The organism is Bartonella sp. DB5-6, from assembly GCF_000278115.1.
GTDB classification, from domain to species: domain Bacteria; phylum Pseudomonadota; class Alphaproteobacteria; order Rhizobiales; family Rhizobiaceae; genus Bartonella; species Bartonella refiksaydamii.
In genome coordinates, this window is sequence record NZ_JH725120.1 from 78,724 (window position 1) to 96,617 (window position 17,894).

Annotated in this window: 11 protein-coding genes and 1 tRNA gene; 7 read left to right on the forward strand and 5 right to left on the reverse strand. The window is 36.8% G+C overall.

Annotation, left to right across the window (positions count from 1 at the left end):
• Nucleotides 1–284 precede the first annotated feature (284 nt).
• Nucleotides 285–361: transfer RNA gene (locus MCO_RS07060), tRNA-Ile, on the reverse strand.
• 173 nt (nt 362–534) lie between these two features.
• Here MCO_RS07060 and MCO_RS07065 point away from each other — a divergent pair.
• Nucleotides 535–1,272 (forward strand): SIMPL domain-containing protein, encoded by a 738-nt coding sequence (locus tag MCO_RS07065; protein WP_007553447.1) that lies wholly within the window; start codon nt 535–537, stop codon nt 1,270–1,272.
• Nucleotides 1,273–1,321: 49 nt separating this feature from the next.
• On the opposite strand, the gene MCO_RS07070 is transcribed toward MCO_RS07065, so the two are convergent.
• The 3 genes from MCO_RS07070 to dnaG form a co-directional block, all read right to left on the reverse strand.
• Nucleotides 1,322–1,783, reverse strand: coding sequence for a YcgN family cysteine cluster protein (locus tag MCO_RS07070; protein ID WP_040299044.1), 462 nt, complete (start codon nt 1,781–1,783; stop codon nt 1,322–1,324).
• Between the two features lie 665 nt (nt 1,784–2,448).
• Nucleotides 2,449–4,461, reverse strand: coding sequence for an RNA polymerase sigma factor RpoD (rpoD, locus tag MCO_RS07075; RefSeq protein WP_007553449.1), 2,013 nt, complete (start codon nt 4,459–4,461; stop codon nt 2,449–2,451).
• A gap of 347 nt (nt 4,462–4,808) precedes the next feature.
• The gene (dnaG, locus tag MCO_RS07080; RefSeq protein ID WP_007553450.1) at nt 4,809–6,746 is read right to left on the reverse strand and encodes a DNA primase; all 1,938 of its coding nucleotides are present in this window, start codon (nt 6,744–6,746) and stop codon (nt 4,809–4,811) included.
• A 136-nt stretch (nt 6,747–6,882) separates the two neighbouring features.
• Here dnaG and MCO_RS07085 point away from each other — a divergent pair, with 136 nt between their 5' ends.
• The 5 genes from MCO_RS07085 to carA all read left to right on the forward strand — a co-directional run bounded on the left by MCO_RS07085 (nt 6,883) and on the right by carA (nt 14,699).
• Nucleotides 6,883–8,100, forward strand: a complete 1,218-nt coding sequence (locus MCO_RS07085; RefSeq protein WP_007553451.1) for a mechanosensitive ion channel family protein — start codon at nt 6,883–6,885, stop codon at nt 8,098–8,100.
• Between the two features lie 69 nt (nt 8,101–8,169).
• A complete protein-coding gene (locus tag MCO_RS07090; protein WP_007553452.1) occupies nt 8,170–9,861 on the forward strand; it encodes a Na/Pi cotransporter family protein in 1,692 nt (563 codons plus the stop codon).
• A gap of 600 nt (nt 9,862–10,461) precedes the next feature.
• The gene (locus MCO_RS07095) at nt 10,462–10,713 is read left to right on the forward strand and encodes a GlsB/YeaQ/YmgE family stress response membrane protein (RefSeq protein ID WP_007553453.1); all 252 of its coding nucleotides are present in this window, start codon (nt 10,462–10,464) and stop codon (nt 10,711–10,713) included.
• 1,036 nt (nt 10,714–11,749) lie between these two features.
• Nucleotides 11,750–12,268: a chorismate lyase gene (gene ubiC, locus MCO_RS07100; RefSeq protein WP_007553455.1), complete on the forward strand. Its 519-nt coding sequence runs from the start codon at nt 11,750–11,752 to the stop codon at nt 12,266–12,268.
• 1,234 nt (nt 12,269–13,502) lie between these two features.
• Nucleotides 13,503–14,699, forward strand: a complete 1,197-nt coding sequence (gene carA / locus MCO_RS07105) for a glutamine-hydrolyzing carbamoyl-phosphate synthase small subunit (protein ID WP_007553456.1) — start codon at nt 13,503–13,505, stop codon at nt 14,697–14,699.
• Between the two features lie 167 nt (nt 14,700–14,866).
• Here the strand turns inward: carA and MCO_RS07110 are convergent, their stop codons facing one another.
• Nucleotides 14,867–16,096: a tetracycline resistance MFS efflux pump gene (locus MCO_RS07110; RefSeq protein WP_007553457.1), complete on the reverse strand. Its 1,230-nt coding sequence runs from the start codon at nt 16,094–16,096 to the stop codon at nt 14,867–14,869.
• Nucleotides 16,097–16,605: 509 nt separating this feature from the next.
• Between MCO_RS07110 and MCO_RS07115 the strand changes: the two genes are divergently transcribed.
• Nucleotides 16,606–17,445, forward strand: coding sequence for a DUF1460 domain-containing protein (locus MCO_RS07115; RefSeq protein WP_040299036.1), 840 nt, complete (start codon nt 16,606–16,608; stop codon nt 17,443–17,445).
• The last annotated feature ends 449 nt before the right edge of the window (nt 17,446–17,894 follow it).

Sequence of the window (17,894 nt, forward strand, 5' to 3'; positions counted from 1 at the left end):
GCAGAAATAAACTCTCATAAAAAATTTTAGCACTCTGTTTCGTGAAAAATGTAATGCAGTAGAAATTTAAAAACTAACACATGAATTAAATAAGATAAACAGCCATACGCTCAGATACTACAATGTCATAAATGAAAGTCTTTTTAGCTATACTGAAGAAAACATGGTATCACTCTATACAAAAATTAGATAGAAGACCTCTTAAAATAGAACAATCAAAAAACTTCAGAATAAACTAAAGAGACAAATCTGAAGACTTCATTATATAATATTATTTTATTTAATGGTGGGCCCGGAGGGACTCGAACCCCCAACCAAGCGGTTATGAGCCGCTGGCTCTAACCAATTGAGCTACAGGCCCCACACAGATCGCTTTTCTCTAAACTAAAACGCTCCATGATACAAGAGCCTACCTGAATTATAGCCCATCTTTTTCTCCTTTTTCTATCGGTTTTTTTTCTCAGTGCCCTAATTTCTTTACAAGAACTCCCAAAAATGAGAAAGTAGTGAACTAACAAATATAAAGGAATAGATATGATAAAGATAATTTTCCAACCGTTGAATCATTATAAAGTTAAAACAATTATGATAGCACTCGCATTGCTAGCCAGCTCACTCCCCATGCATGCTGGAGAAAGCAAAATAAAAAACGCAACTATTAGAGTTACTGCAACTGGCGAAAGCCAAGCAGCACCGGATATGGCGATTATCAACTTAGCCGTTGTTACAAATGACAAGACTGCCCAAAAAGCATTAGCAGCCAATAATAAATCTATGAATGATATTGTAAATGCTTTTAAGAGCAATGGCATCCAAGCAAATGATTTACAAACATCCGGCTTATCTATTTATCAATCCAACCCCGACAAACATCACGAAAAAAAGAACAATGAAAAACTATATCATGTTTCAAATTCTTTAACAGTGCGTATTCGTGATCTTGCCAATGCTGGTAAAATATTTGATCAAGCAGTGACGCTCGGCGTTAACTCAGTTAATGGCATTACTTTTACCAACGCTGATACAAAGCCATTTTATAAAGAAGCACGTAAAAAAGCTATCACTAGAGCCATTGAAAAAGCTGAAACTATAGCACAAGCAGCAAATTTAAAATTAGGAAAAATCATTGAAATCAATGAAAATAATGATGATTATTATCCAAGTCCACGCCTTATGAGCAGTGCAACCCGTGCAAGCTACGCCGATACAAATTTTTCAGGAGGAGAGTTGGGCTATAACGTCAGTGTTACTGTAGTATTTACTATAGACTAAGTCGTACAATCTTATCAATCATGGCAAATTATTGCGTGAAAAGATTATATTACCGGCCTTCACAAAGAAGACCGGTAATATAATGGATATACGCTTCTTCAGATAATAATTCATCTTCATAAATTTCTATCTGTCCACGCGCAGAAAATTGTGTTTGATGCACCGTCTGCCAATCTCCTGAGACCAGTGGATGCCACCATGGAAGGTCTTTTCCCTCATTAATCAACCGATAAGCACAACTTTCTGGAAGCCAACGAGCTGTTTTAACAGTTGCAACATCCAACGATATACAGTTTGGAACAATTGATTTGCGATGAACATAGTCCCGACACTGACAAGTTTTCTCATCTAAAAGACGACAAGCCACACTAGTTGTATAGATATCACCAGTATCATCATCTTCTATTTTGTGCAAACAACAACACCCACAGCCATCACAGAGGCTCTCCCATTCAGAAATGGAAATTTCTTCTAGTTTTTTCACTTTCCAAAAAGGAATTTCCTTACACATAAAATCAACCATATTTGTTAAATAAAAAAATCTCTTAAAATGAGATAAATAAAATTTAGTTTTTACAATTTCATAGATTTTTGTTTCTTAAAAAACACCAAATCCACTACATTGCCTCAAGACGATCTTTTTAAAACAAATTCAATAAAGATGTACTCTATCTATAGCAAACATCTCATATGAATGTATCAAAAGCTCCATTATGAGCGAACACAAAAAATAATAAAACGCGCAATTTCAAATATCTTATAATCTAAAACAACAACATAATTAGAATGGAAACTTCAAACTGCCACAGCACTACGTAAATTGCTTGTGTAAATGGCACTGTGGTACAAAAAATGCACCTTTGTTATCAAAAAGTTGATTCACCCCAAATAAACCACTCTTAAAATATCACATCTCTTAATAAACTTACAGCTACATACAGGTTAATGCTTTAGATATCATTCATTCCTTTGAGAAATCACCACATATCTGTCATTTTCATAGAGAGTAGCACAGATATCGAAGCTAAGAGAAACACCGAACAGTGCAGATTCTATATAGAATTCAACACCTGCTTTGCAATTTTCTCAAAAAAGCTCTTAAGAACTACATAATATGTCTTTCCCTCACATGCATCAAAAAAAGAGGCATCTTTGAAAATGTACAAATCCTCTTATTTAAGAATCGAGAAAACTACGCAATTTGCGTGAACGGCTCGGATGCTTCAATTTACGAAGTGCCTTTGCTTCAATTTGACGGATACGCTCCCGCGTGACTGAAAATTGTTGACCAACTTCCTCCAGCGTATGATCAGTATTCATCCCTATACCAAAACGCATTCGCAAAACACGCTCTTCACGTGGCGTTAATGAAGCAAGTACGCGAGTCGTTGTCTCCCGCAAATTAGCTTGAATAGCTGCATCAATCGGCAATAATGCATTCCTGTCCTCAATAAAATCACCCAAATGGGAATCATCTTCATCACCAACAGGCGTCTCAAGCGAAATAGGTTCTTTTGCAATTTTAAGGACCTTTCGCACTTTTTCTAACGGCATAGAAAGCTTGCTAGATAATTCTTCTGGTGTGGGTTCACGTCCAATTTCATGTAAAATCTGGCGGGATGTACGAACAATTTTATTAATTGTTTCAATCATATGCACAGGAATACGAATAGTACGTGCCTGATCAGCAATTGAACGTGTAATTGCCTGACGAATCCACCACGTTGCATAAGTTGAAAATTTGTACCCACGCCGATACTCAAACTTATCCACGGCTTTCATCAAACCGATGTTGCCTTCTTGGATAAGATCAAGAAACTGCAGCCCACGATTAGTATATTTTTTTGCAATTGAAATCACAAGACGCAGATTAGCTTCCACCATTTCCTTTTTAGCAATCGTTGATTCGCGTTCACCTTTCTGCACCTGCGTAACAATCCGACGAAATTCTCCAATCGAAATAGCAGTTTCTTGAGCAAGATTTTGTATTTCGCTACGCAAACGTTGAATTTCTTTTGCTTCACGCATTGAAAATTCTTGCCAGCCAGGACTTGGCAAAGTCGCAATATAATTCATCCAATCTGCATCCAATTCACGACCTTGGTATTCTTTTAAAAAATCCTCATGACCAATGCCATAACTGTTGGCGATCCGTTTCAACTTACCTTCATTATGAATCAATCTCTTATTGATATCGTAAAGCTGTTCAACTAAAGCTTCGATACGATTTTGATTCAAAGAGAGAGATTTCACTGCTTGAATCAACTCGCTCTTTAATTGAATGTATTTTTTTCTCTGAGCAGGTGAAAGAGCACCTTCTTTACGCTCTGCCAAACTACTCTCAACGTGCTGATCTTGTAATTTTCGCAATTTTACATAGGTTTGAGCAATAAAATCTAATGTTTCCATGACTTGAGGACATAGTTCGTTTTCCATTGCAGCAAGTGATAAGTTAACCTCATCCTCGTCTTCTTCATCATCTTCAGCACTTCTATCGCCTATAATCCCCTCCATATTACGCGTGCCTGAAGACGTCTTTTCCTCTTTTATCGTATCAATTTCACTTCGCTCAACAAGTGGAGCTTGCTTGGCTTCTGGACCAGCATAGGTCATTTCAAGATCAATAATTTCACGAAGAAGAATACGCTGCTCTTTCAATTCCTCACGCCAAATAATGAGAGCCTGAAAAGTCAAAGGACTCTCACAAAGTCCCGCGATCATTGTCTCACGCCCTGCCTCAATACGTTTAGCAATGGCAATTTCACCTTCCCGCGAAAGCAGTTCAACAGCTCCCATCTCACGTAAATACATACGCACAGGATCATCAGTGCGATCTGTTACCTCACGCTTATTAGTTGTCGTTGCAATCGCATGGCTAGAAGCCTCTACTAAATCACCACCCTCTACCGCAACCTCTTCTTCATAACGTACAGACTCGACTTCATCTTCATCATCCACGACATTAATCCCCATCTCGGAGAACATCGCCAAGATATCTTCAATTTGTTCGGATGTAACCTCATCGGAAGGAAGAACTGCATTCAGCTCATCCATTGTCACATAACCATTTTTTTTGGCAAGTTTAACCATTTTTTTGATGGCATCATCAGAAAAATCAAGAAGAGGATTATCCAAACTCGCTTGGCTTATTGCTTCTACATTATCTTTCTGTTCAACCTTTGTTGCCATACCATAACTCCACTTGATCACTACGCAGCTTCTACGTGATCAACTTTTTTGTGTTTCTCACCTAACGGATCAACAATTCCTCATATATACTTCCTCTGAGAGAAGATTACTATTGCTATCGGAAAGGATACATTCCGTACACGCCCTTCTTTCACACAAAAACGCGGGAAAACTCCAGAAGTTTCCCTGACACCTCTCAGATTTTCTGAGATAATCCCCGCAGCATACAATAAGAACCACTTTCCCGCTTTTTCAAAAATCCAATCGTCATTCTTTGTAAAAATGTCGCTCTACATAAACTTCCTTATCTTAAGCCTTAGGTGACTGATTCGCATAAAAAAAGCGAATCATTTTATCGTATCTCGCTTATTCTTATCTATTTTTTCATCCAACCAACTTCCAAATCCTTCAATTAACGCTTCTACCGCTTGCATCTGCTCCAGCTCACTTTTTATCTCACGGAGCAAAACGAAGACCTCGCTATTAGGATTTTCTACGAGTTGTTCTTCAATATCTTGTAGTCTCTTATGTAGGTGGTGTTCTTGAAGATGCAAGTAGATGGCCTGTTTTAATACAGCACGAGCATCTTCTATAGGAGCTCCGACAAAAACAGTACGCATACCAATATTTTGCACAAGACATTTCATACGCTCTAAGAGAGCCTTTTGCCCTTTTCCTTCTAAAAGTGCAATCATTGTCTCCTTATCATGAAGTTGCTGATTCCCAAGAATTTCCAACATGGATCGATGAAAGCACACCAATTGAGTGTTTTGTAATTCCAACTCAGCAAGAACTTCAAAATTTTCATACCATAACTCAGGATAGTAAGCTAAAATCAATAAAATAACAGCCTCACGCACAGGAATAGATTGCGAAGAATTGCGCACTATATCAGAATTTGCCAAAATAGAAAAAGATTGATCTTTAAATATCCTGTTTTGAGAAGGTTGATAATATTGTCCAGCAACTTTTTTTTTAGAAAATGAAGGACGAAAAAAATCAAAAAGTCTTTTTTTTATATCTTGCAAATAATAACGGCGTATACCTTCATCCTTAATCGTAAAAATTTGCTGTTTCAGTTGTTTTTCTAACGTTGCTCGTTCCTCCGGAGTTTCAAAATTCTTTCCATGAGTAGCATGCCACCACAAAAGCTCAATCAACGGGATTGCTTTTTGCAAAAAAGAAGAAAAAAGTTGTGCACCACCAGTAGAAATAATTTCATCTGGATCTTTACCTTGTGGTAACAAAACAAAGCGCACAGAAACCCCTGCTTTTAAAAGGGGCAGCACACGATCAGCAACACGAAAGGCAGCTTTTAAACCAGCGTTATCTCCATCAAAACACAAAATGGGATCAGTCCCCATCTGCCATAAAAGCGCAATTTGCGCTTCAGTTAATGCCGTCCCTAAAGGGGCTACCGCTCTTTCAAAACCAGCTTTAGTCAACGCAATCACATCCATATACCCCTCAACAACTAGGAGTGAATGGATTTTTTCATCACCAACGAAGCGGCTATTTTTGCGAGCTGCTGCTGCATTATAAAGCATATTTCCTTTATGAAATAGCACTGTTTCAGGGCTATTGAGATATTTAGCCGGCGTATCTTTATCTAATGCACGCCCTCCAAAAGCCACTACACGACCACGTAAGTCTTCAATAGGAAACATAATACGATTTCTAAATCGATCATAGAAAACCGTATCATTTTCACCCACTTTTAGAAGTCCACAATCTTCCATTTGTTTTATTGAAACACCGCGCGCACTTAAAGCTTCTCTCAAAGCTGTACGCCTCATGGAAGCAAAACCAATCCGAAAACGCTCTACAAGTTTTGGCGTAACACCACGCGCTTCAAGATAACGACGCGCCTGCATACCTTCTTTACTGTGTAAACTGTGTTGAAAAAAATCCGTAGCTATTCTCATAACGTCATAAAGATCAGCCTTTTCAATTTGACGTTTATGGCTTTGTGGATCAAAAAGGGGTAATTTTATCCCCGCAAAATCAGCCAAACGCTCTACACTTTCTGAAAAGTGCAATCCATCAAGCTCACACAGAAAAGTAAAAATATCACCACTTACACCACAGCCAAAACAATAATAACGACCTTTACGATCATCACAATGAAAACTTGGTGTTTTTTCACCATGAAATGGACAACAACACCAAAAGTCTCCTCGCGAAGGCTTACTTTTCCGAGGGTCAAAGATGACCCTTTGACCAATAACTGTCGAAATTGGTAATTTGGTGCGGAGCTCATCAAGGAAATCAGGCGGAAAACGCATTATCTCTCACAGAGTTTTGAAATTCTTTTTTGCATATTTAACGACTTTAGAGCATAATTCCAATACTTCCTTTTAAGCGATTGAAAAATTTTAAAGGTTCGACTGCATATAATTTTAGAAATGGAGAGTAAAAAAAGTGATAGAGTTCATTGTTCAACATCCGTGGTTAAAGACTCTTGGTTGGCTCATTATTCTTATCTTTGTTGTGCTTTTAGTTAACTTCTTAGCACGCAAATTATTCATTCATGGAGTAAAAAAGCTCGCTGCTTTCCTACCCAAGAACACAACCACCGATATAGGAAACACCATTCAGTACATGGCGAATATTGTTTCAGCTTATATTCTTTCAATAGGTGTTGATTTTATCCCAACATTGCCTGATACACTCAGCACTATTATAAGCAATGTTGCTAACGCGTTCATTATTTTTGTTATTGCACTAACAATTTCCGCTCTTCTCAATGTCATTAATATCATTTACGAACAACGGCCAACAGCGCGACTAAAACCAATAAAAGGTTACATTCAAATCGCTAAAATTGCACTTTTTGCTGTCGCCACAGTTTTAATGATAGCCACATTGATTGACCGCTCGCCTCTTATTCTTTTCTCCGGACTTGGTGCTATGGCCGCTGTCCTTATGTTGATTTTTCAAGACACGCTGCTTTCCCTTGTTGCAGGCATCCAAATTTCATCCACCGATATGGTCCGTGTCGGTGATTGGATTGAAATACCCAATCTTGGTGCAGATGGTGATGTTATTGAAATTGCACTTCATACCGTAAAAGTTCAAAATTTCGATAAAACAATCACTACCGTGCCTATCCGTAAACTGGTGACTGACCCTTTTAAGAATTGGCGTGGAATGGAAGAATCTGGTGGACGGCGTATCAAACGATCCCTCTTCATTGACCAATCAAGCATCCGTTTTCACACAGAAGAAGAAAAAGAATATCTTTCTCGATTTAATTTGTTAGAAAATTATTTCACGCAAAAAATACCTGAAATTAATGAATGGAACGCTCAATTAGATAAAAATCATGATGTATTAGCCAATACCCGCCGTTTAACCAATATTGGAACTTTCCGTGCTTATGTCTGCGCTTATCTACAACAACATCTAAGCATCGAACAAAACATGACCCTGATGACGCGACAATTACCTCCTACACCAAATGGTCTACCCTTAGAAATATACTGCTTTACTAATACAACCGTTTGGCTAGAATATGAACAAATTCAAGCTGATATTTTTGACCACCTTTATTCCATTCTTCCTAGCTTTGGTCTAAAGATTTTTCAAAATCCAAGCGGCTACGATTTTAATCATGTATTAAAAGCAAAAGCAAAGTAAAACTATAAATTTCAATTAGTCAATTTTTGAATCAACCGTATTCATAACAACAAAGAAAGAAAAAGTATCATGAACGGTTCGTTGGTGCTCCTTCATCTTGCAGGTGCTATTTCTTTACTTCTTTGGGCCACACGCATGGTACGCACAGGGGTTGAACGTGCCTATGGTGACAAACTTAAATACAAAATGCGTCACGTCATTTCGAAACCATTTTTTGCTGTAAGTTTTGGACTTTTTACAGCAATGATTTTACAAAGCTCTACAGCAATAACACTCCTTGTTGGCTCTTTTGTTGAGTCCGGTGTTGTCTCTCGATTAACAGGACTTATGGCAGTGCGTGGTGGAGAATTAGGATCAGCATTAGTTGTTAAAATTCTTTCCTATGACCTCACTATCGTTGTGCCACTTTGCCTCTTAATTGGCACTTTTATCTTCATGACAACTGAAAAACGTGATTGGCGTCAAATAGGACGCATTGTCATCGGTATTGGCCTTTTGATTTTGTCTTTACAAATGATAAGCACAGCCACTGAGCCTTTACGAGACAGCGCGATTCTACCTAGCATTATTGATTATCTTTCAACAGATTCCGTGTCTACTTTTTTGTTAGCAGCCGCATTAACTTACCTCTTGCACTCATCTATTGCAGGAATAATTTTGCTGGTCAATTTCGCCAATTATGATCTTATCCACGCTCAACTATGTGTTGTAATGGTTCTTGGCGTCAACTTTGGTTCTTCTCTTATAGCACCGCTTCTAACACGCAACGCTTCTCCTAATACCCGCCTCGTTCCTTTGGGAAATTTACTCATGCGTGGAGCTGGTTCAATCCTTGTCCTTATCTTCTTTCTCTTCTTTCAACCACCAATCACATGGCTTGGCAATAATGCCTCTACTCAAGTTATCAATGCCCATATCATTTTTAACGTTTTCATTCTGCTTGCTGGAATACCACTCTCAAAATGGATTTTAAAACTGACCACGAAACTCGTCTATGTAAGTACAAAAAAAACGCAAACCGATAAAACGCTTAATTTATCTGATCAAACAGCTCTTGATGATAGCGTTCTTGATCGCCCAACTTTAGCACTTTCTAATGTCATGCGCGAAGTCATCCATATTTGTGATCTTGTGGATATCATGCTAGAAAAAATTATGGGACTTTATGAAAAACCTGATCCCGATATCATCCGAGAGCTTAACCAACTGAACACCATATTGGATAAAAAGCATATTGCAATCAAACTGTATCTCGCACGATTAGCTGGACAGAAATTGTCTGATGAAGAAGCCCTTCAAACACAAGAACTTCTCGGTGCCTGTATAAAATTGGATCAAGCAGGAGATATCATTATTCATAATATGCTTATGCTGGTAAAAAAGAAACAACAAAAAGGACTACAATTCAGCAGTGACGGATGGAGTGACCTCCTTCGTTTCCACGCTATTGTCCTAGCCAATGCACACATCGCATTTAATGTTCTTGTTTCGCGTGATACACACACTGCGCACTTATTGGTGCAGAAAAAAGATCAGCTCCGAAATTTAGAAAAAGAAATGAGCTTAAAACATTTTAAACGCCTTCGTGAAAGTGATCTCAAAAACGTAGAATCGTCCAGCCTTCACCTTGACACTGTGCGCGATTTGAAACAGATTAATTCCCTTTTAACCTCAATGATCTACCCAATTTTAGAAGCACAGGGACTTCTTCAAAGTTCCCGCTTGTGTAATCCTACTGAACAACAAACAGCCAAATCTTGACTTAAAGAAAACTTGATCAATGAATAAACCACATCAACCATGAGGTTTTAAATATTCGGATGTCTTGGTCAAATATCCTTATAAAACGTGTACCACTCTACAGCATCATCAAAGTAAGAAGTATACTATGATGAATGCAAATATCAGTCGAATTGCAACGATTATACTAATGTCTTACAGATTCAATCTACACAAACATTTTTCAAAGAGTTAAAAAAAAGTTTTTCAACATCATATCAAACAACATTTACACTGTATTGTAAAGTTTACTTGTTACATTATTAATATAAGTTTATTTTTTAAAGATTTTTATAGGACTTTGTAATAAATATACTTTTAATTCTCTAATAATAATTTTATAGCTACTATTTTTCTTACATAAAATGGTTGCTAACTTTAACAATTTTTGATATATAGAATAAGTCGTGTGTATTTGTGATTTTATAAAATAATGCTCCACGCATAGAGTGTTTGTGTTAGTTGAAAATCATTGAAGTAAAAAGTAGCAAAGTTCCACCAGCAATATCCTCCGTTCGAGCAAAAAGCAAGGCTTGACCTTTACAAAGCTTACCCTAATTAAAACAGGCAAAGGAGAGTATCATGGAAGACGCAAACATCGGCTGGATTGCAGCTATTATCATCGGCGGACTTGCAGGCTTAGCTGCACAATATCTTATGAAAAGCCAAACGGGAGTGTTTCTAAACATTATTTTAGGAATTATTGGAGCCGCATTAGCCAGCTTTCTTTTTGGCCTTTTAGGTGTGAGCTTTGCTGGTTGGCTTGGCTATCTTATTTCAGGTTTTATAGGAGCTTGCATTCTCATATGGATAGGACGAAAAGTTAGATCGTAGGAGACTTATTCATTTTTTAAAACATCTTTGGTGCTAAATGAAACTGTTAAAATATTTCCACCATAGCCTTGAATATTATAAACTGTTGTGGGAGGATGGTAAGATATTTAAATCACGATTTTTTTGCATCTCCATCCTTCCATCGTTAACACTAAAAACGACAAAGATTTTCATAACTTACCGCCTCCTACCAATGTCTGCAATCTATTTATACCGGCAAAGATGGCGACGTTGTTTTCATGATTACTTAATCCCGAAAAATCAAAGTAGGAATTAGATCTTGAAACACCACTTATAAGACATAATCTATTCTACTCTCATCATGATCTCTGAAAATTGTTTTACATAATCTTACTAATTTTGTGGCTCAGCTTTTACATACCTAATACTTTCAAAAATATAATAATTTTAACTTTTTAAAATGCACTCTTCTTGTACTGATACAGTAGATATAAGAGAATAATAACATATTTTATCATTTTTATCTTTAATTATAGGAGCTATTTCATAGCTCGTTATTTGTTTCATTTTCACCCTTTCTAAATCATTTAAATGAGTTTCTGTATTATAAATAATTCTACCACCTTTACATCTAAGTTTACATAGTTTGAGTATCCCTCCATTTTCTAAACTATTAAATAAGCTCTCCCCTACTTCTCATATTTCTTCTTTAAGCCTTCTCGCATAAGTAAACTCTTCATCTCTTTTTATGTGCATCACAAACAAATTTTAAAGTACGAAACGCTTTACTCCATGCTCCATTGCTATCAAGAAAATTTCAGAACACATTGTATGAAAGAGCTTGATTTAAATCGCTGTACATTATTTTTACCTTCTAATGATTTTGATCTTTTCTAATGCAAAATCAACCCATGATGTATTTTTGCATACCATTTTTTAATTACCTCTACAGTAAATTTCTTTGTACACGCTCTCATTTAAAATCTTGCTGACTTTGCATTCCCGCATTACAATAGAGATATCTACTTATATCATCTGGCACAGTATACGGGATGCGATTTTGGATGTAGAGTGAATGATGTCTGATCCTAGAGATTCCATCTTGCCACCTTTAAAGTGGCTTTCTGACCAAAATCCTCCAGTACCAGAAAACGTCCGTGATTGGCTCATGGAAACGGGCTCAATGACACTCCGATTACAAAACCACTGTACTCACTTACGTATCGAACCCCAGCGTGAATGTTTTATTACACATAACAAACTGCAAGAAGAAGCAGAACATCTTCCCAAGAGTGCACGTTATTGGCTACGCGAAGTCATACTGATGGGAGATGATCAGCCTTGGCTTCTTGGGCGTACTGTAATCCCCCAAGAAACCCTATTCGCACACAATCAAGCACTCATGCATTTGGGCGCTGTACCATTAGGGCACTATTTATTTAACAGTGGTAGATTGACACGTGATTACATCCACATGGGCCAACAAGGTGCATTGTGGGCACGTCGTTCTCGTTTGCGTTTAACAGGAAAACCATTGTTGCTAACCGAGCTATTTTTAACAGCTTCACCGCTTTACACAACAAACTCCGCATAAATGAAAGAGGCCATACTCCTTCCAATATAAGAAACAAATTGATTCTTATATACCTTTTCGGGGTGAGAAAATAAATTTTTCAAGATTACCTCAACAGCATATTACAAATGAGAGTTTCTTTTCATTACAACCCTTCAAATATAACACAAACTTTCCTTTATACTTTGAAGCTGCGCTCCATGATAACAAAATCATCTCATTTAAATTACCTGTAGAATAGTAATCATTCTTGAAAAGACGGTAGCACTCAATAATGAATACTTTGGAACATCAAAAAAAGCAACGACATGCTCCTACAAAAATTTTAAGGCAGCTTTTTCTTAACAACCTTATTTTCTCAAAAAGCTTGTCTGGATTGAAAACTATAAATCTTTTTTAGAAAAGTTAAAATACCGACTTATTTATCTCAAAAAAATATTCTTTCGTGCTAACTTTTATGAAATAAGAGTACTACTACTATTGTCTTCGTACTCTCTCTGCTCTGAGCAAGCTACTGGTAAAAAATAACTTTCAGATATCTTTAGCAAATGGATACGGTTTATCTCAATTTTTCACGAAAGCTACTACAAACTTTAGAAAAAACTATTTGCCCCGCGTAACATTCCTTGAGCCATGTTATAAGCTGACCGATATCACGTAATCTTTCAGCTTTTGTTTGTTCCGAAAAGCCTGCTTAACTTTCTTCTCATAAAACTGATAAGGAAAGAGATTCACGAATAACTTCCATTTCCGACTATTCCCCTATCAGAGCTAAACAACCAAGTTCTTTATAAATGAGCGTTATCTCCTCATGCTGTTGAAGTATTCTAATGAAAATAGACTGTATCTGATGATACTACACTTCTAGCTTCTCTTCATCAAAACAAAGAGTGCCACGATCCTTAACCGCAGCATACATTAAAAAAGTGTAAAAAAACGCGCGCTATCTTGCATCTTTAAAGCAGTTTTGAGTACCATATCAATTTGAGCACGCAACACAGATTGCCCCAATTTGTTCAAACAAAAAACAGTTTTTCATCATTCCTTACACATTTTACTATGCACGATACAGAATAATGAACACTATATTTTTGAAAATCCAAAAACAGGACTTTACCTCTTTATGGAATAGACCTATACTTCTTGCCTTAAGCGAAACATTGTAAGAACAATATACATAGCATCTGTTATAGTTGTGCTTTTGTGTAGCGTTGATCATTATACCTTTCAGAAAATAACATTGTGGGCACACACTATGACACAAATTACCCCATCTTGCGAACCATGGAGTGTAAGCAAACCTACAGCCCTCTTAGTATTAGCCAATGGAACAATCGTTGAAGGTAAAGGAGCAGGTGCTACGGGTATTGCCGAAGCTGAAGTGTGTTTCAACACCGCCATAACAGGCTATGAGGAAATTCTTACAGACCCATCATATACGCAACAAATCATTAATTTCACTTTTCCTCATATAGGAAATGTAGGCACAAACAACGAAGATATTGAAGATCTCACACCCTTGAATTGTCATGGTGCTGTTGGCGCTATTTTTAAAGCAGATATTACGAATCCCTCTAACTACCGAGCGAATGAAAACCTTAATCAATGGCTTAAAGCACGTAAAATTATTGCACTTTGCGGTATTGATACGCGTGCGTTGACAATTCTTATCCGTGAAAAAGGTGCACAAAATGCCATCATTGCGCATGATCCTCAGGGAAATTTTGATATCCCTTCTTTGAAGAAGCGTGCACAAAAATGGCTCGGTCTCATCAATCTCGATCTTACAAAAGAGGTCACATCAAAATCATTAAGGCAATGGAATGAAAAACCATGGGTATGGAATAAAGGATATAGTGAAAATAGTGTACACAATCTTCATATCATTGCAATCGACTATGGCATTAAGCGTAACATTCTTCGTCTTATGGCTACGCAGGATGCACGCATTACTGTTGTGCCTGCACACACAAATGCAGAAGAAATTTTATCAATGAACCCTGATGGTATTTTTCTTTCCAACGGCCCCGGTGATCCAGCCGCTACAGCCCAATATGCCATCCCAACTATCAAAACATTGATTGATCATAATTTACCACTTTTCGGTATATGTCTTGGTCATCAACTTCTCGCTCTTACTATGGGCGCAAAAACCGTAAAAATGCATCAAGGACACCATGGAGCCAACCACCCTGTCAAAGATCTTAACACAGGAAAAGTCGAAATTGTATCAATGAATCATGGTTTTGCCGTAGATGCTACATCTTTACCACACCATGTTCAAGAAACACATATTTCCCTCTTTGATGGTTCAAACTGTGGCATTCGTATCATTGGAAAACCAATTTTTTCTGTTCAATATCACCCTGAAGCTTCTCCCGGACCACAAGATAGTTACTACCTCTTTAAACATTTCAGCGAACTTATTATGAACTATAAAAAAATAGCGTAATTAAAGTGCTTTTCTTTTGGTTATCCTTCCCCGAATTGTACCCTTTTTCTGCACACAAACATATCGCTTTTCAGCAATAAAACAGCTCAATTTACTTATAGAGTTAAATTTTTGCCTTTTGAATTGTCTTAGCAAGAAAACTCTGACCAGTTATCATTTTAAGCTGATTAGCGTACCCGTAAAGCAAAAACTATTATCGCAACAACAAGCACCAAGAAACTCCCGACAAAAGGTGCGCCAGAAAAATAAAACACCGCACCTTCGTGTATAAATTGTTCGAAGAGAAACATATAAAAAATGGGGCCAAATATTAAGCTTAATGAAAAAATAGAGGCTATTGCTCCCTGTAATTCTCCTTGTGCATTTAGCGGCACCTGTGCTGAGGCAATAGCACGCATAGGTGCCTGAACAAGATACTCACCCATCGTACACACAAACACCACATAAACCATCCACCCTTGTATTGCAAATGTGTATCCAAGCGCACCAGCCGACGCGAAAAGGAGCCCCACCATCACAATCCACCAGTTACTCCATCGCTTGGACAAATAGGGCAGAACGAGAGCTACGACAATAATCTGTCCTATCCCGAAAAAGCTATACGATAATCCAATAGACAAAGAATTCCAACCATAGCGTTCTTTAGCAATGAATGCCCAAATGCTTGGCCATACAGATTCCGCAAACCAATAAAGAAAAAAGACTACTAACATCCAGAGAATCATTGGATACTGTCTGAATTGCAAAAGAGCACCCAAAGGAGTTGCACGCTTAATATCAAAAGAGCGCCTATTCTGCATATAAAGAGTTTCTGGAAGCATAGCCCACGCAAAAATAAAATTAATGAATGAAAAACAAGCAGCAAAATAAAACGGAATACGTAGCCCAAATTGACCTAAAAAACCGCCGATAAACGAGCCTAAAATAAACCCCAATCCGGATGCAATTCCTAACAAACCAAAATTGCGCGTGCGGGTCTTGTCATCTGATATATCAGCAACATAAGCCGTACAGATTGCAAAACTAGCACCACTCATCCCTACTAAAAGACGCCCAATAAACACTATAGAATAGCACCATGCTATAGCGCATATAAAATTATAAATAGCAAAAATGATAATGGAGATAAGCAAAATAGGACGGCGTCCGTAACGATCAGAAAGATTTCCAATAACAGGAGCAAAGAGAAATTGCATGACTGAATAAGCTGCCAGTAATTTTCCTCCCTTAATGGAAGCCTCACTAATCCCCTTTCCTGTCAACTGAACCAAATAGTCGGGCAAAACAGGACTAACGATTGCAATACCAATAGTATCCAATAACAAAGTAATGAAAATTAAAATAAGCCCACGGCGAATAAACTGCGAATTAAGTATTTGATCATTGATAGCATGCATATTGTGTTCCCTACTATCTTCTAAACCCTACCTCTTGTTAAAAACCGCTAGATAGCATAATTTTTTCTGATAAAAACTATTGTTAAAATAAAAGATTTTAGAAAAAACCAAAAAAATATTACAAATTTTTATTTTATCTGATACTCAGCACTGGGCGCATTTTTGTAAAGCACCCTTCCAATTTTCAAGAATGATTCAGTAAATTTAATGAACGCAAATTTTACCATAATAATCTGCTTATATAATATATGAATATAAAAACAGTATTAATGTCTAAAATAAATATATATACACAATTATATACTGTTACTTTAGTATTAATCACGTTTAAATATAAATTACGAATTTTATACACAAAATATATTCTTATTCAATTAAATAGTTCTGTATATTTGTCTATAATTTGTTATATGTTATCGCCAACTTAACGCTAAGCTTATTAGAACGGCAAAATATCATTTTCGGTGATTACTCGTTGACTCATTCTTAATATAAAAATGGTGAATAAAATGCGAAGAATATTCCAATTAATGTTAACCTCAGCTTTGGTTACAGGATGTGATATCCAAGATTCTGCTGTAAACAAGAATAATCCAGAAAACAAAACGGAAATACAACAAACATCCGAAATAAATCTAGATCCGTATACTTTAAATAAACTAAATACTCTTCTTGAAAAACGTTCGAAGGTTAATGATCATGAGAGAAGAGAAATGATCAGCGCGCTATCTGAAGCTTTTCTAGGAACACCTTACCAAGCAAATATGTTACATGGGACAGAAAATATACCAGAAAAACTTATTATCGATTTTAGAGGTTTAGATTGCTTTACTTATCTGGACTATGTTGAAGCATTACGGAAATCAACATCACAAACAGAATTCATAAATAATGTTATAAAAACACGTTATGTTGATGGGAATATTAACTTTTTGAATCGGAAACACTTTTTCACCGATTGGGCTTATAGAGAATACAAACAAGCCAATGACATAACCGCACAGCTAAGTCCTCATGCAGTGAGCACTGAAAAGTATCTCAATAAAAAAGCTGATGGTGGAAATTACTTACCTGGACTACCAGTTGTTAAACGCAATATAACATATATTCCAAGTAACTTTATTAATGAAGAGGTTATAAGCCGTTTACAAACTGGTGATTTCATTGGTATTTATAGTAAACTTGCTGGATTGGATGTATCCCATGTGGGTTTCTTTATCATGACAGATAATGGCCCGATGTTACGAAATGCTTCTTCAAAAAAAGAAAATGAGAAAGTCGTGGATTCCCCTTTTATGGATTATGTTGTGAAAACACCAGGAATCGTCGTTTTAAGAGCTCTCCAATAAACTATACGGGGGATAGAAATATCCCCAACATTATCAAAATGCACTCAAGTCAGCATTTAAGTCATCAAAATAAATATTCAAATTCACGCAATTTATGCAGATACAACATTCTTGTTCATGATTTTAATTGCAACATCAGATAATTTCAATTTGGAGATCATAAAATTACCCTACAATGCAAAATGATGAAGGCATTGGCTCACCACTATACATAAAAAGCCTTATTTTATTTCACGACGTTCCTTTTACCCGCAAATAACTGCTTATGCTTAATTAGCTATCAAGACCTTCGACATTCTAACTTTTTGACACATCATTGTTTTCTTATTAAACTCACACTCTCGTACGCATATTAAAGTTGAACAGCAAAAAAAGATATTGATTTTCAATCTATGAAAAAAAACAGGGAAAAGGCATTTTAGTGCTTACTTTCTTTGTCACTTAACCTA

Bases quoted from the DNA above. Each gene is read 5' to 3' on its own strand.
- rpoD (WP_007553449.1), bottom strand. From the start codon at position 4,461: ATGGCAACAAAGGTTGAACAGAAAGATAATGTAGAAGCAATAAGCCAA.
- MCO_RS07065 (WP_007553447.1), top strand. From the start codon at position 535: ATGATAAAGATAATTTTCCAACCGTTGAATCATTATAAAGTTAAAACA.
- dnaG (WP_007553450.1), bottom strand. From the start codon at position 6,746: ATGCGTTTTCCGCCTGATTTCCTTGATGAGCTCCGCACCAAATTACCA.
- MCO_RS07110 (WP_007553457.1), bottom strand. From the start codon at position 16,096: ATGCATGCTATCAATGATCAAATACTTAATTCGCAGTTTATTCGCCGT.
- MCO_RS07090 (WP_007553452.1), top strand. From the start codon at position 8,170: ATGAACGGTTCGTTGGTGCTCCTTCATCTTGCAGGTGCTATTTCTTTA.
- carA (WP_007553456.1), top strand. From the start codon at position 13,503: ATGACACAAATTACCCCATCTTGCGAACCATGGAGTGTAAGCAAACCT.
- MCO_RS07095 (WP_007553453.1), top strand. From the start codon at position 10,462: ATGGAAGACGCAAACATCGGCTGGATTGCAGCTATTATCATCGGCGGA.
- ubiC (WP_007553455.1), top strand. From the start codon at position 11,750: ATGATGTCTGATCCTAGAGATTCCATCTTGCCACCTTTAAAGTGGCTT.
- MCO_RS07070 (WP_040299044.1), bottom strand. From the start codon at position 1,783: ATGTGTAAGGAAATTCCTTTTTGGAAAGTGAAAAAACTAGAAGAAATT.
- MCO_RS07115 (WP_040299036.1), top strand. From the start codon at position 16,606: ATGCGAAGAATATTCCAATTAATGTTAACCTCAGCTTTGGTTACAGGA.